We start from the raw sequence: 21,889 nt of genomic DNA on the forward strand, positions 1-21,889 counted from the left end.
CGCAAACCGTGGGGCGAAAGCGCGCAGCGATGGCGCGTGCCGGTACTACCGCTTGCCGTCCTTCGCCGGGGCCGCCAGCCAGCGGTCCAGCCAGTCCTCGCTCTCGGCGAGCATGGTCATGATCGATTCGCGCGCGCGGTAGGCGTGCGATTCGTTGGGCAGCATCACCAGCCGCGCATTGCCGCCCAGGCCCTTGACCGCGGCGAACATTCGCTCGCTCTGCATCGGGAACGTGCCGGAGTTGTTGTCGTCCACGCCATGGATGAACAGGATCGCGTCCTTGATGTCGCCGGCATAGTTGAACGGCGACATCTTCAAATAGATGTCCTGCGCCTGCCAGTAATTGCGCTCCTCGGCCTGGAAGCCGAACGGGGTCAGCGTGCGGTTGTAGGCGCCAGAGCGGGCGATGCCCGCCTTGAACAGGCGCGTGTGCGCGAGCAGGTTGGCGGTCATGAACGCACCGTAGGAATGCCCGCCGACGGCAATGCGCCCGCGGTCGGCCACGCCACGGCGCACTACCTCGTCCACCGCCGCCTGCGCGCTGGCCACCAGCTGCTGCACATAGGTGTCGTTGGGTTCGGCATCGCCTTCGCCGACGATCGGCATGGTCGGGTTGTTGAGCACCACGTAGCCCTTGGCCAGGAAGGCCTGCGGGCCCCAGTAGCTGATCGCGTTGAAACGATGCGGCGAACCGCTGACCTGGCTGGCGTCGGCGGCGGATTTGAACTCGGCCGGGTAAGCCCACATCAGCACCGGGCGCGGGCCGTCCTTCTTCGGGTCGTAGCCGGGCGGCAGCAACAGGTCGGCGGTGAGTTCGACGCCGTCGTTGCGCTTGTAGCGGATCTGCTCCTTCCTCACCCCGCGCAGCTGCGGCAGCGGATGCGCGTTGCGGGTCAGGGCGACCGGCGCCGCTTCGCCGCCGAGCGCGCGCGCGTACAGGTTGGACGGCTCGTCGTTGGACTCGCGGTTGTACAGCACGCGCGGCGCGGCGCCATCGATCACTGCCACCGGCGCTTCGTAGTACGGCGCCTGCGAATGGAACAGGCGCTCGCTTTTGCCGCTGTCCAGATCGACGCGGTCGAGGAACGGGCGGTCGCCTTCCGGCGAAGCGCCATCGCCGATGCGATAGAAACCATGGCCGTCGGCGGTGAACTGCAGGCGCGCACGGCCCGCGTCGTCGACTTGCAGCAGCGGCTCGCCGGGGTCGGCGTAGCGGTCGTCTTCCGAACGCTCGGACAGCAGCTGCGGCGCCTGCTCCGGCTGGTCCGGGGCGATCTTCCATTCCTTCACCTGGCGGGTCTTCCACCAGTATTCGCCCAGCAGGGCGACATCGCCACGGCCCCAGGTGATGCCGGCGTAGCGCGAGCCCAGCCGCGCCAGCGTCATCGGCGGCTTGTCGAACGGCGCGGCCTGCACCAGCACCGCGTCGCGGATCGTCGCCTCGCGCGCCGGATCACCACCGTCCTGGGCCTCGGCCCAGACCAGGGTGGCTGGCGCGTCGGCGCGCCAGGAGATCGAACGCACGCCGGTCGGTACCGCGTCGTTGCCGGTCGGCAGGCCTTCGACCAGCGGCAGCTTCGCCACCGTGTGCGCGACCCTGCCCTGCGCGTCCAGCACCTCGATGCGGCGCGGGAAGCTGCTCACCGGCACGGCATAGGAGAACGGCCGCTCCACGCGCTGGCTGAGCAGGTAATTGCCGTCCGGCGAGGACGACAGCCCCAGGTAGAAGCCGGCCATGCCCAGCGGCTTGCTCTGCCCGTTGATCGCCACCCGCACCGGCTGCGCCTGCAGGTAGTACTCGAACAGGCGCGCGTCATGTTCGTTCTTCAGCAGGTCCTGGTAGGTGCGCACCGAGCGCACGCCCTTGCCCGCCTCGGTCTGCTGCACCGCCGGACCGGTCGGGATGCCGTCGCCCACCGGCGCGGCTCCCTGCCCGGCCGGGCGCTGCATCACCAGCAGCGCATCGCCGCCCGGCAACCAGGCGTAGCCATTGCCGGCCACGGAGTTCAGCCGTTCGGCCACGCGGTGCGCGCTGCCGGCGGCCACGTCCACCAGCCACAGCTCGTTGCTGCCGCTGGCCGGGTCCACCTGGTTGAAGGCCAGGTACTTCTGGTCCGGCGACCAGGCCAGCGAGGCCACCGACAGCGGCTGCGGCAGGCCGCTGATCTGGCGCTGCGCGCCATCCACGGTGGAAACCAGCCACAGCCTGCTGCCGAAGGAAAAGCGGCTGTCGGAAAAGGTCTTCGGGCTGATGCGCAGGCCGGCCAGTTTCAGCTCCGGCTGCGCCACCTGGGCGATGGACGGCAGCGGCGGGGTCTGCAGCATCGCCGCCAGGTCGCGGCGCGGCGACAGGCGCAGGCTGGGCGCGCGCGGGGCGTCCACTACCGCCTGCAGCGCCGCCGACGGCAGGCGGTAGCCCTGCGCATCGCCGGCGGGGGCGTTGGCGGCCGGGGCGGCCGCCAGCAGCGGCGGCACCGCCAGCAGCAGGCCGGCGCACAGCACCAGCGCCGCGGAAGCCCGTCGGGCGGGGCGGGAAGCGAACATCGTCATGGCAATCCTCGTGGCTGAATCAACGGCCCACGTTAACAAGCTCCGGCGCCCGGCTCCCCTGCCTTTGGTTGGGCCAGACCGCCCCGCGATATAATCGCCGGCCCGTCCGAGGGGCGCTGCGACCGCCATGCGAAGTCCCCCGCAAGGGCTGGACCGGCACGGCGGCCAGGCTCGGACGGCATCGCATGCAACAACGGCGCCCGGCGAACGCGAGCCTGCTCGCACCACACCGGAGCTCTACATGAACGCTGTTGCCAAGACCTTCTCCACCGAAGGCGACTACAAGATCCGCGACATCACGCTGGCCGACTGGGGCCGCAAGGAACTGGACATCGCCGAGCACGAGATGCCCGGCCTGATGTCGATCCGCCGCAAGTACGCCGCGGCCAAGCCGCTCAAGGGCGTGCGCGTGACCGGCTCGCTGCACATGACCATCCAGACCGCGGTACTGATCGAGACGCTGAAGGACATCGGCGGCGACGTGCGCTGGGCCTCGTGCAACATCTTCTCCACCCAGGACCAGGCCGCCGCCGCCATCGCCGCCACCGGCACCCCGGTGTTCGCATGGAAGGGCGAGACCCTTGAGGAATACTGGGACTGCACGCTGGAAGCGCTGACCTTCAAGGCCGCCGACGGCACCCTGCTCGGCCCGGAACTGGTGGTCGACGACGGCGGCGACGTCACCCTGCTGATCCACAAGGGCTACGAGCTGGAAAACGGCAGCGACTGGGTGAACAGCGCGTCGGGCTCGCACGAGGAGCAGGTCATCAAGAACCTGCTCAAGCGCGTGCACGCCGAGCGCCCGGGTTACTGGACCCGCGTGGTCAAGGACTGGAAGGGCGTCTCCGAGGAAACCACCACCGGCGTGCACCGCCTGTACCAGCTGGCCGAAGCCGGCACCCTGCTGGTGCCGGCGATCAACGTCAACGACTCGGTCACCAAGAGCAAATTCGACAACCTGTACGGCTGCCGCGAGTCGCTGGCCGATGGCCTGAAGCGCGCCATGGACGTGATGCTGGCCGGCAAGGTCGCCGTGGTCTGCGGCTACGGTGACGTCGGCAAGGGCTCGGCCCACTCGCTGCGCGCCTACGGCGCGCGCGTCATCGTCACCGAGATCGACCCGATCTGCGCGCTGCAGGCGGCGATGGAAGGCTTCGAGGTCAACACCATCGAGTCCACCCTGGGCCGTGGCGACATCTACGTCACCACCACCGGCAACAAGGACATCATCCGCATCGAGCACCTGAGCGCGATGAAGGACCAAGCCATCGTCTGCAACATCGGCCACTTCGACAACGAGATCCAGGTCGATGCGCTGGTGAAGTTCCCGGGCGTGCAGCACATCAACATCAAGCCGCAGGTGGACAAGTACGTGTTCCCGAACGGGAACGCGATCTTCCTGCTGGCCGAGGGCCGCCTGGTCAACCTGGGCTGCGCCACCGGCCACCCGAGTTTCGTGATGTCGAACAGTTTTGCCAACCAGACCCTGGCGCAGATCGACCTGTGGGCCAACAAGGACAGCTACAAGGCCGACGTCTACCGCCTGCCGAAGAAGCTGGACGAGGAAGTGGCGCGCCTGCACCTGGAGAAGATCGGCGTGAAGCTGACCACCCTGACCCAGGAACAGGCCGACTACCTCGGCGTGCCTGTGGAAGGCCCGTTCAAGCCGGAGCACTACCGCTACTGATCGGCCTGCTGGTCACTGCATGAAGCACGACGACGGGCGCCGTGAGGCGCCCGTCGCGTTTCCTCCGCGGGAACAGGACCAGGATCGGAACCCGGCTCTCGTTCGCCGCATGCGCGCTTGCTACGCTGCGCACCCCTGTCCCGGTTCGATCCTGAAGACCACGATGAAACCAATGCTTCCGACAATCGCGGCCCTGCTGCTTGCGACCCTGTCCGGCACCGCCCGCGCGCAGCCGGCGACACCCGCGCACGACAGCTTCGTCATCCAGTCGCAGCGGCTGCAGGAAGCACGCACCATCAACGTCTACCTGCCGCCGGCCGACGCGGCGCCAGCGCATCCGGTGCTGTACATGCCCGATGGCGGCGTCGCCGAGGATTTCCCGCACGTGGCCGCAACGGTCGATGCCGGCATCCTCGCCGGCCGGATCGCGCCGCTGCTGGTGGTCGGCATCGAGAACACCCAGCGCCGTCGCGACATGACCGGTCCGACCGGCGTGGACAGCGACCGCCGCATCGCGCCGGTGGTCGGCGGCTCGGCCGCGTTCCGCGCCTTCATCGCCGAGGAACTGGTTCCCGAGATCGAGCGCCGTTACCGCACCACGGAGTCGCGCGGCATCATCGGCGAATCGCTGGCCGGGCTGTTCATCGTCGAAACCCTGTTCGAGCAGCCGGCGCTGTTCGACACCTGGATCGCCTTCAGCCCGAGCCTGTGGTGGAACGATGCGATGCTCACCCGCGGCGCCGGCGAACGGCTGCGGGGCATGCCCGGGCTGAAGGGCCGCATGCTGCTGGCCTGGGGCGACGAGGACAACATCGGCCCGCACGCGCAAGCGCTGTCGGACACGGTGAAGCGCGCCGCCCTGCCCGATCTGCATTGGCAGGCCATGCCGCGCCCGGACCTGCGCCACGACACCATCTATACCGCGCTGGAAACCATGGCGATCGAGCGCATGTATCCGGCGGCGCCCGCTTCCGGCGACGGCGAGCACTGATCCGTCCAGTGCCCGCTCGCCCGCCAATCGGAATCGGCCGCAGGAAGCCCACGACGCATGTCCACATCGATCCACGAAATACCGCCGGCCGAAGCGCCACTGGCGCTGCTCCTGTTGGCCGATCCCTCGGAGCGCAAGGTACGCGCCTATCTTCCCGCCTCGCGCTGCTTCGCCGCCCTGGTGGACGGCAGCATCACCGGCGTCTGCGCGGTGGTGCCGCGCGTGCAGGGCAGCCATGAGCTGATGAACATCGCCGTCGATCCGGCGCGGCAGCAGCGCGGCGTCGGCGCGCGGCTGCTGGCCCACGTGATCGATACCTACCGGCGCGAAGGCGCGGCGCGGCTGGAAGTCGGCACCGGCGCCTTCGGCTACCAGCTCGCGTTCTACCAGCGGCACGGCTTGCGTGTATTCCAGGTCGACCGCGATTTCTTCCAGCGCAACTACGACGAAGCGATCATCGAGGACGGCATCCAGCACCGGGACATGCTGCGCCTGGCCATCGACTATCGGCAGGAAGGCTGATCGCGCTTACCGCCAGTTCGCGTTCGCTTCCCAGAACTCCACCGCACGCCGGTAGGCATCACGGTCGATGGGCACGCCCGAGCCGCCTTCCTCCACGCCGAGCGCGTTGCGCATCATGGTGATCGGCGCCATCGGGATTTCCGCCGGCTCGGCGGTGTACAGGCAGCCGACCACGCCCCAGTCGGCGTCGATGGGCGAGCCCTCCCTGGCCAACTGCTCGCGGCTGTAGAGGATGACGACCAGGTAATCGGCTGCCGGCGGCTCCACGCCTTCGAACCAGCGCACCAGCACCGGCAGTTCCTCGCGCGTGCGCGCCTCGTAGGCCGAACGCAGCAGGTGGCGGTTGCCGTCGGTGACCGGCACGGTCAGGCAACGGGTGGACGTCCAGTTGCGATGCACATGCAGCTTGCAGAATGGCGCGTAGCCGTCGAGCACCTGCAGCGGTGCGTTCTCGTTGAGGTGGCGCTCGAACTGCTCGGGCGTGCAGTCGCGGATCGTGTTCGGGCGCGGCGTGCGCGGGAACAGGCGGGTGCGGGCAAAGGGCGTGAGGAAGATGGACATGGCCGGGTCGTTCGGAAAACCCGGCCATTGTCGGCCATCGCGCCATGCCGGCGCACGCCGGCCTCAGGCCTGCGCCTGCTCCGGATGCGGAATGCGTTCGGCCTGCTCCACCGATGGCGTGCGCCAGCCCGCCTGCACGCCCCACACGTAGAACGCGATGCCGAGCGCCGCCACCACCACCAGATCCCAGCCGTAGCCCAGGTAGCCGCGGCCGCCGAAGGTGCTGCTGCCCAGCCACGACACCAGCGCCAGCGTCGGCAGGTAGCAGACCAGCCACCACGCACCTTTCAACTGGCGGCCGAAATCATGCCAGCCGGATCTGGCCTGGTAGTAGAAATAGATCGGCAGCGCGACCAGCATCAGCAGGATGATCTGGCCGGTAAGCGGCCAGCGCGCCCAATAGAGCAGTTCGGTGGCCATCACGAAGGCGGCGCCGGCCAGCAGCGGCAGCGCCTTCACCCGCAGTGGCCGATGCAGGCCGGGCGCGGTGCGGCGCAGCGACATCGCGCTGACCGGGCCGGTCATGTACGAGATCACCGTTGCCACCGAGATCACCGCCGCCAGCGTGCCCCAGCCGCGGAAGAAGAACAGGAACAGGAACGACACCGCCAGGTTCAGCCACATCGCCGGACGCGGCACGCCCCAGTGCGCGTGCACGCGGCCGAGGATGTCCGGCGCGGTGCCGTTGCGCTGCATGCCGTAGATCATGCGCGCGGTGGTGGCGGTATAGGTCATGCCGGTACCGCTGGGGCTGACGAAGGCATCGACGTAGAGCAGCATCGCCAGCCAGTGCAGGTTGACGATGATCGCCAATTGCGCGAATGGCGAGCGGAAATCGATGCCGTGCCAGCCAGCCTGTTCCAGCATGTGCGGCGGCACCGCACCCAGGTAGGCCACCTGCAGCAGCACGTAGATCACCGTCGCCAGCAGGATCGAGCCAACCACCGCCAGCGGGATGCTGCGCCCGGGGTTGCGGGCCTCGCCAGCGAGGTTCACCGGGCTCTGGAAACCGTTGAAGCTGAAGACGATGCCGGCGGTGGCGATCGCGGTGAGGATCGCGGAGAAGTCGAGCACCGGGCTGCCGGCGCCATGCAGGCCCACCGAGAAGTTCTGCGCATGGAAGCCGCTGGCGATCAGCGCCACTGCGGTCAGCGCCGGCACCACCAGCTTGAACACGGTGATGGTGCTGTTGGAGCGCGCGAACAGTTTCACGCTCCAGTAGTTGACCAGGAAGTACACCACCACCAGCAGGGCGGAGATGCCCAGCCCCGGTGCGGTCAGCTCGCCATGGCCGCCCGGCGCCTGCACGTACAGGTCCTGCGCCCACTGCCATGGCCACGAGGCCATGTACTGCACCGAAGCCTCGGCTTCCACCGGAATCACCGAGACGATCGCGATCCAGTTGGCCCAGGCGGCGATGAAGCCCACCAGCGAGCCGTGCGAATAGTGGCTGTAGCGCACCATGCCGCCGGATTCGGGAAACATCGCGCCCAGCTCGGCATAGGTCAGGGCGATGGTGAGGATGATGGCCGCTCCCAGCACCCAGGCCCAGATCGCCCCGGGTCCGGCCAGGCCGGCCGCGCGCCAGGCGCCGAACAGCCAGCCCGAACCGATGATGGAGCCCAGCCCGGTCAGCATCAGGGCGATGGGGCCGACGTCGCGGCGGATGGCGCTGGGAGGATTCATGCTGGCTCCGGCAGAGAGCGTGCCGGCGGTCGGCACGGGAACGAGGGTGACGGCACGGGATCCGGCTGTCAGCCCAACCTATGGCACGCGGGGGCGTGAAGGCACCGTGGCAGGGATGCGTCAAGCCGCATTTTCCGCCACGTTTCGTTGCGCCGCCGTGGTTGCCGGCCTTCCGTGGCGACGCGATGATGCGCCACCTTCCGCATGGCCGCACTGCATGGAACTTTTCATCTACGAACACTGCCCGTTCTGTTGCCGGCCGCAGATGATCATCGGCCTCAAGCAGCTTGACGTGGCCATCGGCATCATCATGGAAGGCGACGCGGAGACGCCCACCCGCATGGTCGGCCGCAAGGTCGTGCCGATCCTGCGCAGGGACGACGGCAGCTTCATGCCCGAGAGCATGGACATCGTGCATTACCTGGACCAGGCCTCCGCGCCGACGCTCATCGGCGCCGGCAGCAACGCCGCCATCGACGCCTGGGTCGAGCGCGTCTGGCCGCTGATGCTGCGCCTGTGCGTGCCGCGCTTCACCCGCGCCGACTTCCGCGAACTGGCCACCGATGCGGCGCGTGCCGCCTTCGTCGCGCGCGAGACCACCGCCTTCGGCGACCTGCAGGTGTTGTGGGACGGCACCGCGGATCTGCTCGCCCGGCTGCAGCCGCAGCTGGACGAACTGGAAACGCTGCTGGCTGCCGGCCCTGCGGATGCGCTCGACGCCAGCGATTTCCGCCTGTTCCCGGCGCTGCGCTCGCTGACCATCGTCAAGGGCATCGCCTTCGGCCCCAACGTGCAGCGCTACCTGGCCGATCGGGCCACACGTTGCCGGGTGGCGCTGTTCGACGACAAGGCGCTGTAAGCGCCGTGGTGCGCGCAGCCGCCGGCTGAACGGCGATCCAGCGGATGGTGCACCACTGCCGGGCGGGGACGCGTTTCCGACATGCCTCCGACCAGCGGCTCCGCATCGTGGCGGCGCCCCTCCCGGATCGGATCACCGCCATGACCCTCAGCGCCACCCTGCGCGACAGCAAGGTTCCCGAAGTCACCCTCGCCTTCTGGATCACCAAGATCCTCGCCACCACGCTCGGCGAGGTCGGCGGCGATGCGGTCACCATGTCGATGGACCTGGGCTACCTGGTCGGCACCCTGCTGTTCGCCGCCGTGTTCGCCGTCGCCGTGGCGGCGCAGATCCGCGCCAGCGGCTTCCGTCCCTGGCTGTACTGGGCGGCGATCATCGCCAGCACCACGGTCGGCACCACCCTGGCCGACTACGTGGACCGCTCGCTGGGCATCGGCTACAGCGGCGGCACCAGCCTGCTGCTGGCGCTGCTGCTGGGTACGCTGTTCTGCTGGCAGCGCAGCACCGGCACGGTCTCGGTGGCCGACATCACTTCGCGCCGCAGCGAGCTGTTCTACTGGTTGACCATCACCTTCTCGCAGACCCTGGGCACCGCGCTGGGCGACTGGGCAGCCGATACCCAGGGCCTGGGCTATGGCGGCGGCATTGTCCTGTTCGGCGGCCTGCTGGCGCTGGTCGCGGCGCTGCACTTCAGCACCCGGTTGTCGAAGACCCTGCTGTTCTGGGCGGCCTTCATCCTCACCCGGCCGCTGGGCGCGGTGGTCGGCGATTTCCTCGACAAGCCGCTCGACCACGGCGGGCTGGCGCTGAGCCGCTACACCGCCTCGCTGGTGCTGCTGGTGGCGATCGTCGCCTGCATCGCCCTGCTGCCGCAGCGGGCGGCGCGGCAGGCGCATTGAAGGCGCCGCGCATGGTCGACGCCCGGTCACAGCCGAAACAATTGCACATCCATCTTGATGGAGAGATATAATCCGGACCGAACCCATCCCACGGCCCGCCATGACCGCGCTCAGCTTCGAGTTCTATCCGCCCAAGACCGATGACCAGCGCGCGCAGCTGGACCGCACCGCGAGCAGGCTCAAGGCGCATGCGCCCGAGTACGTGTCCTGTACCTTCGGCGCCGGTGGCTCGACCCTGAGCTACACCTCCGAGACGGTGCGCCACCTCAACCAGCACCATGGCCTGCAGGCCGCGCCGCACCTGTCCTGCGTGGGCGGCACCCGCGAGGAAATCCGCGAACTGCTCAAGCTGTACCGCGCCATCGGCGTACAGCGCATCGTCGCCCTGCGCGGCGACCTGCCCTCGGGCATGGGCTTTCCCGGCGACCTGCGCTACGCCTCGGAGCTGATCGCTTTCATCCGCGCCGAACACGGCGACGCCTTCCGCATCGAAGTCGGCGCCTACCCGGAGACGCACCCGCAGGCCAGCGACGCGCTGGCCGACCTGCGCCATTTCAAGGCCAAGATCGATGCCGGCGCCGACGCGGCCATCACCCAGTACTTCTACAACGCCGACGCCTACTTCCATTTCGTCGATGCCACGCGCAGGCTGGGCGTGGACGTGCCGATCATCCCCGGGGTGATGCCGATCTCCAACTTCAGCCAGCTGCGCCGCTTCTCCGAACAGTGCGGCGCGGAGATCCCGCGCTGGATCGCCAAACGCATGCAGGCCTATGGCGACGACGCCGAGTCGGTGCGCGCGTTCGGCGCCGACGTGGTGGCGGCCCTGTGCGAGCGGCTGATCGCCGGCGGCGCGCCGTCGCTGCACTTCTACACGCTCAACCTGGCCAAGCCGACCAGCGCGGTGCTGCAGCGGATCGGCCGCGGCTGATCGCGGCGCATGCAGGCGCGCACCGTCGCGCGCGATGGGCCTGCGCACGCACATGGATACGTGGGCAGTTGCGGAAGGATCCGCACAAGTGCCTTCTCGCACCAATATGCGCTCCACCGGTTAGGCTTGGCCGATGCGATGCCTGCCGCTTCTCCTCCTCTCCACCGCCCTGTGGGCCGGCGCCGCGCATGCGCAGCAGGTCAACCGCTGCACCGATGCGCAGGGCCGGACGGTGTACGGCGACAAGTCCTGCGAGGCCATGGGCGCGCATGCGCGCCTGCTGCCCGAGGCACGCGCCGCCGGCGGCAGCGGCCTGTACCGCGACACCTGCGCACGCCGGCTCAGTGAGGTGGTGGCGCAGATCCGCTCGGCGGTGGATGCGCGCGACGCCAACCGCCTGTCCGGCATCTATTCCTGGAGCGGGCTGTCCAGCGCCGAGGCCACGCGGGTGATGGACCGGCTGGATGCGATCGTGCAGCGCCCGCTGGTCGACATCGCGCCGGTGTTCCCGCGCGACCCGGAGCTGGAGCCGGCGGACGATACCGGCGCGGAGGCCGGCAATGGCCCGATCCTGATCACCAACATGCCGGCCACGCCGCCACGCCCGGTCGCGCTGCGGCTGGAACAATCGCTGGGCCGCAGCGGCACGCCCTCGCGCACGCTGCTGAAGCTGCGCCGGCAGTACAACTGCTTCTGGATCAGCCTGTAGGCGACTGGGGCCACAGCGCACGGATCGCGGCCACGCCCAGCGCGCCATGCCGGCGCGCGGTACCGATGTCCACCGCGGCCAGGCCGCCGATGGCGTAGATCGGCAACGACACCTGCTCGCGCAGGCGTTCGAATGCATCCCATCCCAGCGGCGTCGCGCCGGGATGGCTGGCGGTGGCCTGCACCGGCCCGAGCACCGCGAAATCGCAGCCCAGGCGCTGCGCGGCCTGCAGTTGCGGCAGATCGTGGCAGGAAGCGCCGACCAGCACGCTTTCGGGCATCGGGCGGCGCTCCAGCTGCAGCAGTTGCTCGCTACCCAGGTGCACGCCCACGCCCAGTTCCGCCGCCAGCGCGATATCGCGGTTGAGCAGCAGCTCGGCGTGGCGGCCGACGCGGTCCACCGCGTCGCGCGCCAGCCCCCCGCGGTCGCCGGCCTGGGGCGTGCGCAGCTGCACGCGGCGGATGCCCCCGTCGATCGCGGCCTGCAGCCCATCCAGCCAGGCGGCGGCGCCGGCCAAGGGTTCCGGCGTGACCAGGTAGCGGTCGGCCTGGCGCAGCGCAGCCACCACCGGCAGGTCCGCCGGCGGCATCGAATAACGGCAGAGCCTGTCGGGCGTCACCCAGGTGATGGCCTGACCCTCGCGCCCCCGCGCCGCCCCTTTCCAGCGCTGCACCCGCCGCACTTCCAGCCGCAGGCGCTTGTCCGGATACAGCTGCGGTACCTCCATCACCCACTCGCCGATCTCGGCCTCGATGCCGAGCTCCTCGCGCAGCTCGCGCACCAGCGCCTGCTCGGACGTCTCCCCCGGCTCGCGCTTGCCCCCCGGGAACTCCCACAGCCCGGCCATGTCGCTGTTGCCGGTCCGGCGGTTGAGCAGGATGCGGCCACGCGCGTCGGTGATGACGGCGGCCACGACATGGATGGAACGCAAGGGAGAGGTCATGCGCCGAGAATGCCGAAAATCCGGGGGATCGCGCAATCGTTTGCGCTCGTGCTTTCCCGGCATGGGCCTTCATTGGAAAAGCCCATGCGGGCAAGCTCCGCACCTACGCTCATGCCGTGAGTCGGAGCACGCACGGCACTACCAACCAATGGTCGGTACCCACCGGGATCGCCTCTGGAGGACGCTCCCTGAGGCAGGGGATGCGCCAAAGACACCGAGGTGTGGCAAGCAAGGAACGGGGCGCCGCAACGGCATCTGGGCACCAGTCCAGGTTGGCGCGTCGCCACGCGCCTCTGTACCGCCGCGCAATGCCATGACTCTGCCTTGCCAGTACGGCGCAAGCCGCAGGATGACAGTCCACAGCGACGGCGTGTCACGGCCATCGGCCGGGACTATCGAAATTCGTCTGGAGGAAAGCCCCCTTGGCAAGGGGGCGCGCCGAAGGCGTGGGGATCGGAAGTAACGCCGTGAACCCCAGGTCCGCATGGCGGACGTGGGGTGTGCGGCCCGCTACGCAGGCCGCACCACGGTCAACTCGACTTTCAGTTGAGTTGACCGTGGCAGTGCTTGTACTTCTTGCCGCTGCCGCAGGGGCACGGATCGTTGCGGCCGACCTTGGGCTCGGCGAGCGCGGCCTGCACGTCGGCCGCTTCCTCGTCGGCGCCGTAGCCGCCGTTGTCCTGGTGCTGGAACTGCGACATCTGCAGGCGCGCTTCGGCCTGCTGGCGCTCCAGCGCCTCCATCGCCGCCACTTCCTCTTCGCTGCGGATGCGCACGCGCGCGAGCAGGTGGATCACTTCGCGCTTGACGTTCTCCAGCATCTCCGAGAACAGCTCGAAGGCTTCCTTCTTGTATTCCTGCTTGGGCTGCTTCTGCGCGTAGCCGCGCAGGTAGATGCCCTGGCGCAGGTAGTCCATGCGCGCCAGGTGCTCCTTCCAGCTCTGGTCCAGCACGGTCAGCATCACGTGCTTCTCCAGCGCGCGCATGGTCTCGCCGCCAACGGCGGCTTCCTTCTGCGCGAAGTGCTGGTCCAGGTGGTCGGCCACGGCCTGGGCGATGCCCTCGGCGTCCAGTTCCTCGTGCTGCTTGAACAGCCCGACCAGGTCCATCTGCACGCCCAGGTCCGATTCCAGCGTGGCCTGCAGGCCCGGCAGGTCCCACTGCTCGTCCACCGAGTTCGGCGGCACGAAGCGGATCACCAGGTCGTAGATCACGTCGCCGCGGATACCGTCGATGTTGTCCTTGACCGATTCGGCGTCCAGCAGCTCGTCGCGCTGGGCGTAGATCACCTTGCGCTGGTCGTTGTTGACGTCGTCGAAGTCCAGCAGGTTCTTGCGGATGTCGAAGTTGTGCGCCTCGACCTTGCGCTGCGCCTTCTCGATCTGGCGGCTGACCAGGCGGTCCTCGATGACGTCGTCTTCCTTCATGCCCATCAGGCGCATCGCCTTCTGCACCCAGTCCGAGGCGAAGATGCGCATCAGATTGTCTTCCAGCGACAGGTAGAAGCGGGACGACCCCGGATCGCCCTGGCGGCCGGAGCGGCCGCGCAGCTGGTTGTCGATGCGGCGCGATTCGTGGCGCTCGGTACCGACGATGTGCAGGCCGCCGGCGGCCTTGACCGCGTCGTGGCGCTCCTGCCATGCGGCCTTGAGCGCGGCCTTCTGCTCGGCGCTGGCCTCTTCGCCCAGCTCGTGGATTTCCGTTTCCAGCGAACCGCCGAGCACGATGTCGGTACCGCGGCCGGCCATGTTGGTGGCAATGGTCACCGAACCCGGGCGGCCGGCGTTGGCGACGATGGTCGCCTCGCGGTCGTGCTGCTTGGCGTTGAGCACCTCGTGCTGCACGCCGGCCTTGCGCAGGTGCTCGGACAGCATTTCCGAGGTTTCGATCGAGGTGGTGCCGACCAGCACCGGCTGGCCGCGCTTGGCGCATTCCTCGATGTCGGCCAGCACCGCGTTGAACTTGCCCTTGCGGTTGAGGAACACCTGGTCAGGGTGGTCCTTGCGGATGGTGGGCTTGTTGGTCGGGATCACCACCACTTCCAGGCCGTAGATGCTCTGGAATTCGTAGGCTTCCGTGTCGGCCGTGCCGGTCATGCCGGACAGCTTCCTGTACATGCGGAACAGGTTCTGGAAGGTGATGCTGGCCAGCGTCTGGTTCTCGCGCTGCACCGGCACGCCTTCCTTCGCTTCCACCGCCTGGTGCAGGCCGTCGGACCAGCGGCGGCCGGCCAGGGTACGACCGGTGAATTCGTCGACGATCACCACTTCGCCATCGCGCACGATGTAGTCCACGTCGCGCTGGTAGATCGCGTGCGCGCGCAGGGCGGCGTTGAGGTGGTGGACCACGGTCAGGTTCTGCGCGGCGTACAGGCCGCCGTCGTTGTCGGCGTCGATGATGCCGGCCTGGCGCAGCAGGTCTTCGGCGTGCTCCATGCCCGCTTCGGACAGGTGCACCTGCTTGCCCTTCTCGTCGACCCAGAAATCGCCCTCGCCTTCCTCGGTCTCCTGCTTGACCAGCTGCGGCACCACGCGGTTGACGCGGATGTACAGCTCCGGCGAATCATCGGCCGGGCCGGAGATGATCAGCGGGGTACGCGCCTCGTCGATCAGGATCGAGTCCACTTCGTCGACGATGGCGTAGTGCAGGCCGCGCTGGTAACGGTCGGCGCGGGTCAGCGCCATGTTGTCGCGCAGGTAGTCGAAGCCGAACTCGTTGTTGGTGCCGTAGGTGATGTCGGCGGCATAGGCCTCGCGCTTGTCGCCATGCGGCATGCCCGGGTAGACCACGCCCACGCTCAGCCCCAGCCAGTTGTACAGCCGGCCCATCTGCGCGGCGTCGCGGCGCGCCAGGTAGTCGTTGACGGTGACCACGTGCACGCCCTTGCCTTCCAGGGCATTGAGGTACACCGGCAGGGTCGCGACCAGGGTCTTGCCTTCGCCGGTGCGCATTTCGGCGATCTTGCCCAGGTGCAGCACCATGCCGCCGATCAGCTGCACGTCGTAGTGGCGCATGCCCAGCACGCGCTGCGAGGCCTCGCGGCAGACCGCGAACGCTTCCGGCAGCACCTTGTCCAGCGCCTCGCCGGCGGCGATACGCTCGCGGAACTCGGGGGTCTTGGCCTTCAGCTGGTCGTCGGAAAGCTTCTGGATTTCCGGCTCCAAGGCATTGATCTTGGCGACGATACGGTTGAGCTGGCGGAGCTGGCGCTCGTTGCGGCTGCCAAAAACGCGGGTAAGCAGGCTGTTGATCATTGAAGGAACCGGTTTGAATGGAATGCCGTGCGCGGACCCCACCCCAAGCGGGACCAGCCGGGCACAAACGAAACAGGGCGCAATGCGCCCTGTCGATGGCAACGCCTATTGTAGCTTGGGGCGGGCGCCTGGCGATTCAAGCGCCCATCCGCGGCCGTCAGCCACGTCCGACGCGGCCCACCGGGGTGTTGCCGCCGTCGCCGAGGAACTTGCGCGGGTTGACCACGCGGCCGTCCTGCCACACCTCGAAATGCACGTGCGCGCCGGTCGAGCGTCCGGTGGAGCCGGCCTTGGCCACTTCCTGGCCGATGCGGACCAGGTCGCCCTCGCGCACGCTCAGGCGCGAGTTGTGCGCGTACAGGGTCTTGTAGCCATTGCCGTGATCGACCTCGACCACGTTGCCGTAGCCGCCCTTGACCCCGGAGAAGCTGACCACGCCCTCGGCCACCGCCATCACCGGGTCGCCGACGCGGGCGTGGAAGTCCATGCCCTTGTGGGTGGCGGCGCCGCGGCCGAACGGGTCGGCGCGGGTGCCGAAACCGGAGGTCACGTAGCTGTTGCGGATCGGCATGCGCGAGGGCACAGCGTTCTGCTCCAGCTGGTGGTCGAACAGCAGCGATTCGAGCACCGACAACTGGCGGCCTGAAGCAGCGAAGCGCTGCTCCAGCATCTGTAAGTCGCTGTTGACCGCGCTCAGCGGGATGTCCTGGGCCGGGCCGGCATCGCCGTCACCCAGGCCGGGCGTCTCGTTGAAATCGAATTCGCCGTCCTCGAGCTTGCCCATCTGGGTCAGGCGCTCGCCCAGCGCGTTCAGGCGCGTGGCCTGGGCCTGCAGCTCGCCCAGCCGCGCCGCCAGCGCGTTGACCTGGGTCTGCGCGTCGGCCTGCACCCTGGCCAGCTCCCGCTCCTGGCGCTCGACCTTGGCGCGCAGCGCCGAGTCGCCCGCCGCGCCGGTGCCCAGTGTGAGCCCCACGCCGACCAGGCAGCCCAGCGCCATCACGGTGCCGAGCAGGGCCTTTGGCCTATCCTCGAAAAACACCTGCAGGCGTGCCAACGGCGTTTTCGCCTGCTGCCCCCGTGTTTTGATTACGATCTTTTTGAATGCCATCGAAGAATTCTTATGTCTGAGCCGAAATCCAGTGTTCGTTCCCGCACCGCGCCGAAACAGGCGCTGGAAGCGGTCATGGCGGACAAAGCGGGAAACCCGTTGCGGCGAGCCCTGTGGCTCGATGCGCTGGACCGGCAGTTGCGCCCCCATCTGCCGCCTGCGCTGGGCAACCGTTGCCGGTTGGCCAATGTGGACGGCGAACACCTCGTTTTTCTCGTCGAATCGCCGGTCTGGCACGCCAAGGTCAGGCTTGCCGAAGACCAGTTGCTCGACGCGGCCCGATCCATCGGGCTGAAGGCCACCCGGGTGACCGTCAAGACTGCAACCGCGCCTGCACCCTCCCCGGTGCGCAACGACCAGCGCAGCACTCACGCAGTAACGGCCGCCACGCACAAAGGCCTGCGCGACGCCCTGGCTTGCCTGGCGGATGTAAAGGGCACCCGTTCCTGAATGCGGGTGGAGATCCTCCACCGCATCCGGACATCCCGAAGGACTCCAGCACCAAGCCGGCAGGAATCCTAGCCGCGACTTGCTGTGCAGGAGTTAGTGTTTTGTTAATTATTGGTTAAATTCAGACTGGAATCGCGTCTGGATTCACAAAACCTGCACGCCCCGCCGGGCAACACCCATTCAGGCGTAGGCGACCGCGCCGTAAACGACGGGGTCGGCGGCGGCCGGCGAATCGAAGCTCGCCCACTCCCAGGCGCTGGCGTCGGCGAGCAGCGCGCGGACCAGCTTGTTGTTGAGCGCATGGCCGGATTTGTAGCCTTCGTAGGCGCCCAGGACCGGGCCGCCGGCCAGGTACAGGTCGCCGATCGCGTCGAGGATCTTGTGGCGCACGAACTCGTCGGCGTAGCGCAGGCCGTCGTCGTTGAGCACGCGGAACTCATCCAGCACGATGGCGTTGTCCATCGAACCGCCCAGCCCCAGGTTGCGCTCGCGCATGTACTCCAGGTCGCGCATGAAGCCGAAGGTGCGCGCGCGGGAGATTTCCTTGACGTAGGCGGCGGTGGAGAAGTCGATCTCCACGCGCGACTGCTTGGCCGGGATCATCGGGTGGTCGAACTGGATGGTGAAGCCCAGCCGGTAGCCTTCATGCGGTTCGAAACGGGCGATCTTGTCGCCGTCGCGCACTTCCACGGTCTTGAGGATGCGCAGGAAACGCTTGGGCGCGGGCTGTTCGGCGATGCCCGCCGACTGCAGCAGGAATACGAACGGGCCCGAGGAGCCGTCCATGATCGGCAGTTCGGCCGAGGACAGCTCGACGATGGCGTTGTCCACGCCCAGGCCGGCCATGGCCGACATCAGGTGCTCGACGGTCTGGATCTTGGCGCCTTCGCAGGTCAGGCCGGTGCACAGGGTCACTTCGGTGACCAGGTCGGCGCGCGCAGGCACGTCCACCACCGGGTCCAGGTCCACGCGCCGGAACACGATGCCATGGTCGACCGGAGCCGGGCGCAGGGTCATATAGACCTTGTCGCCGCTGTGCAGGCCGACGCCGGTGGCGCGGATCGTGTTCTTGAGGGTGCGCTGCTGGATCATCGGAATAGGTTCTGGAGGGGCCCGCCCGGAGCGCGGCCATAGCCAAACAAGAATAACACGCATCAACATCCCGCCCTGGCGCGCGGCCGCCCCGCCTCCCCGGGGAGGCGAAGATGCTGCCGGGCCGATCCTGGCCCGGCAGCAAGGACATGGATGCCGCCACCGGGGAGGACAACCCCGGCGTCTACAACTCACGACCCGTCCGGCACACCGCCCGTCGCGGGTGCCCTGCCCAGGGCGCCCGCCGGAACGGCGACCAGCCGGTCAGTCGGCCTGGCGGCGCAGGAACGCCGGGATGTCCAGGTAGTCGCTCGGCAGCTCCGCGGCAGCCGGCGCGGCCGCCGGGGCCGAAGCGGCCACGGTGTCCGAGCTCGGACGGCGCAGGCCCATGCCCAGCGAGCTGCCCACTGCCTTGGCCACGGCGTCGGCCGGGCTCTCGTAGTCGCCGCCGAACTCGGCCTGGCCGGTGGTGGCGTTGCGCACCAGCTTGATCGGCGCACGCTCGCCCGGACGCTGCGCGTTCTTGGCGACGGCGCGGTTCAGGCCGGTGGCCACCACGGTCACGCGCACTTCGTCCTGCATGTCCGGGTCGAGCACGGTGCCCACCACGACGGTGGCGTCTTCCGAGGCGAAGCCGTCGATGGTGCGGCCGATCTCGTCGAACTCGCTCATGGTGAAGTCCGGGCCGGCGGTGATGTTGACCAGGATGCCGTTGGCGCCGGCCAGGTTCACGTCGTCCAGCAGCGGGTTCTGGATGGCGGCTTCGGCGGCGGCCTGGGCGCGGTCGTCGCCGCGGGCGGTGCCGGTACCCATCATGGCCAAGCCCATTTCCGACATCACGGTGCGCACGTCGGCGAAGTCGACGTTGATCAGGCCCGGACGCACGATCAGGTCGGCGATGCCCTGCACCGCGCCCTGCAGCACGTCGTTGGCGGCGCGGAACGCCTGCACCATGGTGGCGTTGCGGCCGAGCACGGTGATCAGCTTCTCGTTCGGGATGGTGATCAGCGAGTCGACATGCTGGCTCAGCTCCTCGATGCCCTTCAGCGCCACCTGCATGCGGCGACGGCCTTCGAACGGGAACGGCTTGGTGACCACGGCCACGGTCAGGATGCCCATCTCCTTGGCCAGCTGCGCCACCACCGGCGCGGCGCCGGTACCGGTGCCGCCACCCATGCCGGCGGTGATGAACACCATGTCCGCGCCCTGCAGGGCATCCATGATGCGCTCGCGGTCTTCCAGCGCGGCCTGGCGGCCGACTTCCGGGTTGGCGCCGGCGCCCAGGCCCTTGGTGACGTTGGTGCCCAGCTGCAGCTGCAGCTTGGCGCCGCAGTTCTTGATGGCCTGCGAGTCGGTGTTGGCGGTAATGAATTCAACGCCGTCCACGCTGGAGTTGACCATGTGCGCCACGGCGTTGCCGCCGCCGCCGCCCACGCCCACCACCTTGATCACCGCATTGGGTGCCATCTTCTCGATCAATTCGAAATGTGCCATGTCCATGTCCTCGTTATAACCGCTTCCGTCGGCGTGGCCGTGCAGGCGTCCTGCCCTTGCGTACCGCGCCGCCGTTGCGGCAGTTGTCGTTGGAATCCTTCGTGGCCTGCGCCACTCCGGGGTACCGCGCTACATCAATCGCCGGCCGCCTGCCGGCGCTACCGCCTGCTCCGCGTCAGAACTCGCCGCGGAACCAGTTCTTCAATTTGTTGAACAGCGTGCCGGCGCGCCCGGTGGGCAGCGACGGACGCCGCGGGTGTTCGATCTGGCTGCCCATCAGCAGCAGGCCGACGCCGGTGGCGTGCACGGGATTGCCGACCACTTCGCCCAGCCCGGTGACGTGCTGCGGAATGCCCACGCGCACCGGCATCTGCAGCATTTCCTCGGCCAGTTCGACCACGCCTTCCATCTTCGAGGCGCCGCCGGTGAGCACCATGCCGGCGCGCACCATCTCCTCGAAGCCCGAGCGGCGCAGTTCGGCCTGCACCATCTCGAAGATCTCCTCGTAGCGGCCCTGCACCGCCTGCGCCAGCGAGGCGCGCGGCATGCGCCGCGGCGGGCGGTCGCCGACCGACGGCACCTGGATGCTTTCCTCGGCGGTGGCCAGCTGCGCCAGCGCGCAGGCATAGCGCACCTTGATCTGCTCGGCTTCCGGGGTCGGCGTGCGCAGCATGTGCGCGATGTCGTTGGTGACGTGGTCGCCGGCGATCGGTAGCGAGGCGGTATGGCAGATCGCGCCCTGAACGAACACCGCGATGTCGGTGGTGCCGGCGCCGATGTCCACCATCACCACGCCCAGCTCGCGCTCGTCGGCGGTCAGCACCGCCACCGACGAAGCCAGCGAGGACAGCACCAGGTCGTCCACCTGCAGGCCGCAGCGCTGCACGCACTTGCTGATGTTGGCCGCGGCCGACTGCGCGCACACCACTAGGTGCGCGTGCACCTCCAGGCGCACGCCGGTCATGCCGACCGGGTTGCGGATGCCTTCCTGCGAATCGTCCAGCACGTACTCGCGCGGGATCGCGTGCAGGATCTTCTGGTCGGCCGGGATCGCCACCGCCTTGGCCGCTTCCAGCACGCGGTCCAGGTCGCCCCAGGTCACCTCGCCCTCGCGGATCGGGGTGATGCCCTGAGAGTTGCGGCACTGCACGTGGTTGCCGGAAATCGAGGCGTAGACCGAGCGGATCTCACAGCCGGCCATCAGCTCGGCCTCCTCGATGGCGCGCTGGATCGACTGCACCGTCGATTCGATGTCCACCACCACGCCGCGCTTGAGACCGCGTGATTCGTGCGAGCCGATGCCGATCACCTCGATCGGGCTGCCCGGCGAATATTCGCCCACCAGCGCCACCACCTTGGAGGTGCCGATGTCGAGGCCGACGATCAGCGATTTGTCACCCTTGCGATTCATGTCCTGTCCTGCGTCTGCTTTGCTGCCGGCGGCGGGGTTCCCCAGCTCAGCGTGAAACCGTTGGTGTAGCGGAGATCGGCGCGCACGATCGGCACCTGGGTGCGGGTGAGCTGCGGCAGCACGCGCACGAAGCGACCCAGCCGCGAGCGCGCGTCGTCGCGGCCGACGATGACCTCGGTGCCGTTGTCCAGCGCCAGCGACCAGCTGCCGCGCGCGTCCATCGCCAGCGCGCGCACATCCACGCCGGCAGGCGCGAACAGCGCGCGCGAATCGTTGTAGAGCTCGACCACCTCGGCGGTCTTGCTGTCCGGGCCGTCGAGTTCCGGCAGCGGCGCGTTCTCCAACCCGTGCGGGGTGGCGAACAGCCGGCCCTGCTCGGACAGCAGCCGGTCCTTGCCCCAGCGCGCGAACGGCTTGTGTTCGACGATGCTGACTTCCAGCACGTCCGGCCACTGCTTGCGCACCTGCGCGCTCTCCACCCACGGCAGCTGTTCCACCGCGTGCTGCGCGTCCTGCAGCTTCACCGCGAAGTAGCCGGCACGCGCATACGGCAGCAGCGCCTTGCGCAGGTCCTCGCCGGGTACGCGCTTGAATTCGCCGTGCACGCGCAGTTTGGCCAGCGGCCAGCGCTCGGCGCCGACCCAGCCGTTGAGCACCGCGACCACCGGCAGCACCACCAGCGCGATGGCCAGCAGCCAGGCGAGGATGCGCAGCACCGCGCTCATGCGCGCCTCCCGCCGGC

18 protein-coding genes and 1 riboswitch are annotated in these 21,889 nt (G+C 68.6%); of the genes, 8 read left to right on the top strand and 10 right to left on the bottom strand.

Features of this window, described 5'->3' with window-relative positions; translation table 11 throughout:
* Window positions 1-45: 45 nt before the first annotated feature.
* On the bottom strand, window positions 46-2,550 hold the full coding sequence (locus tag AC1DGW_RS06610; protein WP_478020816.1) for an alpha/beta hydrolase family protein: 2,505 nt from the start codon (window positions 2,548-2,550) through the stop codon (window positions 46-48).
* 102 nt (window positions 2,551-2,652) lie between these two features.
* Window positions 2,653-2,759, top strand: a riboswitch (S-adenosyl-L-homocysteine riboswitch).
* Between the two features lie 32 nt (window positions 2,760-2,791).
* Here AC1DGW_RS06610 and ahcY point away from each other — a divergent pair.
* The 3 genes from ahcY (at window position 2,792) to AC1DGW_RS06625 (ending at window position 5,750) form a co-directional block, all read left to right on the top strand.
* Window positions 2,792-4,237, top strand: a complete 1,446-nt coding sequence (ahcY, locus tag AC1DGW_RS06615; RefSeq protein WP_478020818.1) for an adenosylhomocysteinase — start codon at window positions 2,792-2,794, stop codon at window positions 4,235-4,237.
* A gap of 163 nt (window positions 4,238-4,400) precedes the next feature.
* Window positions 4,401-5,228 carry an alpha/beta hydrolase gene (locus AC1DGW_RS06620; protein WP_478020820.1) on the top strand — a complete coding sequence of 276 codons (828 nt, stop codon included), beginning with the start codon at window positions 4,401-4,403 and terminating at the stop codon, window positions 5,226-5,228.
* A gap of 57 nt (window positions 5,229-5,285) precedes the next feature.
* Window positions 5,286-5,750 (top strand): GNAT family N-acetyltransferase, encoded by a 465-nt coding sequence (locus AC1DGW_RS06625; protein WP_478020822.1) that lies wholly within the window; start codon window positions 5,286-5,288, stop codon window positions 5,748-5,750.
* Window positions 5,751-5,756: 6 nt separating this feature from the next.
* On the opposite strand, the gene AC1DGW_RS06630 is transcribed toward AC1DGW_RS06625, so the two are convergent.
* Window positions 5,757-6,311: a DUF3228 family protein gene (locus AC1DGW_RS06630; RefSeq protein ID WP_478020824.1), complete on the bottom strand. Its 555-nt coding sequence runs from the start codon at window positions 6,309-6,311 to the stop codon at window positions 5,757-5,759.
* Window positions 6,312-6,374: 63 nt separating this feature from the next.
* Complete coding sequence (locus tag AC1DGW_RS06635) at window positions 6,375-7,997, bottom strand: APC family permease (protein ID WP_478020827.1); 1,623 nt, start codon at window positions 7,995-7,997, stop codon at window positions 6,375-6,377.
* Window positions 7,998-8,214: 217 nt separating this feature from the next.
* Here AC1DGW_RS06635 and grxB point away from each other — a divergent pair, with 217 nt between their 5' ends.
* The 4 genes from grxB to AC1DGW_RS06655 all read left to right on the top strand — a co-directional run bounded on the left by grxB (window position 8,215) and on the right by AC1DGW_RS06655 (window position 11,395).
* Window positions 8,215-8,856 carry a glutaredoxin 2 gene (gene grxB / locus AC1DGW_RS06640; RefSeq protein WP_478020830.1) on the top strand — a complete coding sequence of 214 codons (642 nt, stop codon included), beginning with the start codon at window positions 8,215-8,217 and terminating at the stop codon, window positions 8,854-8,856.
* 140 nt (window positions 8,857-8,996) lie between these two features.
* Window positions 8,997-9,755 carry a COG4705 family protein gene (locus tag AC1DGW_RS06645; protein ID WP_478020833.1) on the top strand — a complete coding sequence of 253 codons (759 nt, stop codon included), beginning with the start codon at window positions 8,997-8,999 and terminating at the stop codon, window positions 9,753-9,755.
* A gap of 100 nt (window positions 9,756-9,855) precedes the next feature.
* A complete protein-coding gene (gene metF, locus AC1DGW_RS06650; RefSeq protein WP_478020835.1) occupies window positions 9,856-10,686 on the top strand; it encodes a methylenetetrahydrofolate reductase [NAD(P)H] in 831 nt (276 codons plus the stop codon).
* Window positions 10,687-10,819: 133 nt separating this feature from the next.
* The gene (locus tag AC1DGW_RS06655; protein ID WP_478020837.1) at window positions 10,820-11,395 is read left to right on the top strand and encodes a DUF4124 domain-containing protein; all 576 of its coding nucleotides are present in this window, start codon (window positions 10,820-10,822) and stop codon (window positions 11,393-11,395) included.
* On the opposite strand, the gene AC1DGW_RS06660 is transcribed toward AC1DGW_RS06655, so the two are convergent.
* The 3 genes from AC1DGW_RS06660 to AC1DGW_RS06670 all read right to left on the bottom strand — a co-directional run bounded on the left by AC1DGW_RS06660 (window position 11,385) and on the right by AC1DGW_RS06670 (window position 16,700).
* The gene (locus AC1DGW_RS06660) at window positions 11,385-12,338 is read right to left on the bottom strand and encodes a Nudix family hydrolase (protein ID WP_478020839.1); all 954 of its coding nucleotides are present in this window, start codon (window positions 12,336-12,338) and stop codon (window positions 11,385-11,387) included. The genes AC1DGW_RS06655 and AC1DGW_RS06660 overlap by 11 nt on opposite strands.
* A gap of 542 nt (window positions 12,339-12,880) precedes the next feature.
* On the bottom strand, window positions 12,881-15,592 hold the full coding sequence (gene secA, locus AC1DGW_RS06665; protein ID WP_478020841.1) for a preprotein translocase subunit SecA: 2,712 nt from the start codon (window positions 15,590-15,592) through the stop codon (window positions 12,881-12,883).
* A gap of 157 nt (window positions 15,593-15,749) precedes the next feature.
* Window positions 15,750-16,700 (bottom strand): M23 family metallopeptidase, encoded by a 951-nt coding sequence (locus tag AC1DGW_RS06670; protein WP_478020843.1) that lies wholly within the window; start codon window positions 16,698-16,700, stop codon window positions 15,750-15,752.
* Between the two features lie 12 nt (window positions 16,701-16,712).
* On the opposite strand from AC1DGW_RS06670, the gene AC1DGW_RS06675 reads away from it, so the two are divergent.
* Window positions 16,713-17,150: a DciA family protein gene (locus tag AC1DGW_RS06675; RefSeq protein WP_055765880.1), complete on the top strand. Its 438-nt coding sequence runs from the start codon at window positions 16,713-16,715 to the stop codon at window positions 17,148-17,150.
* 180 nt (window positions 17,151-17,330) lie between these two features.
* On the opposite strand, the gene lpxC is transcribed toward AC1DGW_RS06675, so the two are convergent.
* The 4 genes from lpxC to AC1DGW_RS06695 form a co-directional block, all read right to left on the bottom strand.
* A complete protein-coding gene (gene lpxC, locus AC1DGW_RS06680; protein WP_478020845.1) occupies window positions 17,331-18,242 on the bottom strand; it encodes a UDP-3-O-acyl-N-acetylglucosamine deacetylase in 912 nt (303 codons plus the stop codon).
* Between the two features lie 264 nt (window positions 18,243-18,506).
* Entirely contained in the window at window positions 18,507-19,736 is a 1,230-nt protein-coding gene (gene ftsZ, locus AC1DGW_RS06685; protein WP_277434843.1) for a cell division protein FtsZ, read from the bottom strand.
* A gap of 175 nt (window positions 19,737-19,911) precedes the next feature.
* On the bottom strand, window positions 19,912-21,147 hold the full coding sequence (gene ftsA, locus AC1DGW_RS06690; protein ID WP_054667596.1) for a cell division protein FtsA: 1,236 nt from the start codon (window positions 21,145-21,147) through the stop codon (window positions 19,912-19,914).
* Window positions 21,144-21,872: a cell division protein FtsQ/DivIB gene (locus AC1DGW_RS06695; RefSeq protein WP_478020848.1), complete on the bottom strand. Its 729-nt coding sequence runs from the start codon at window positions 21,870-21,872 to the stop codon at window positions 21,144-21,146. Before AC1DGW_RS06695 ends, ftsA begins: the two co-directional genes overlap by 4 nt.
* Window positions 21,873-21,889: the final 17 nt, after the last annotated feature.

The organism is Stenotrophomonas sp. 05N423, from assembly GCF_056397145.1.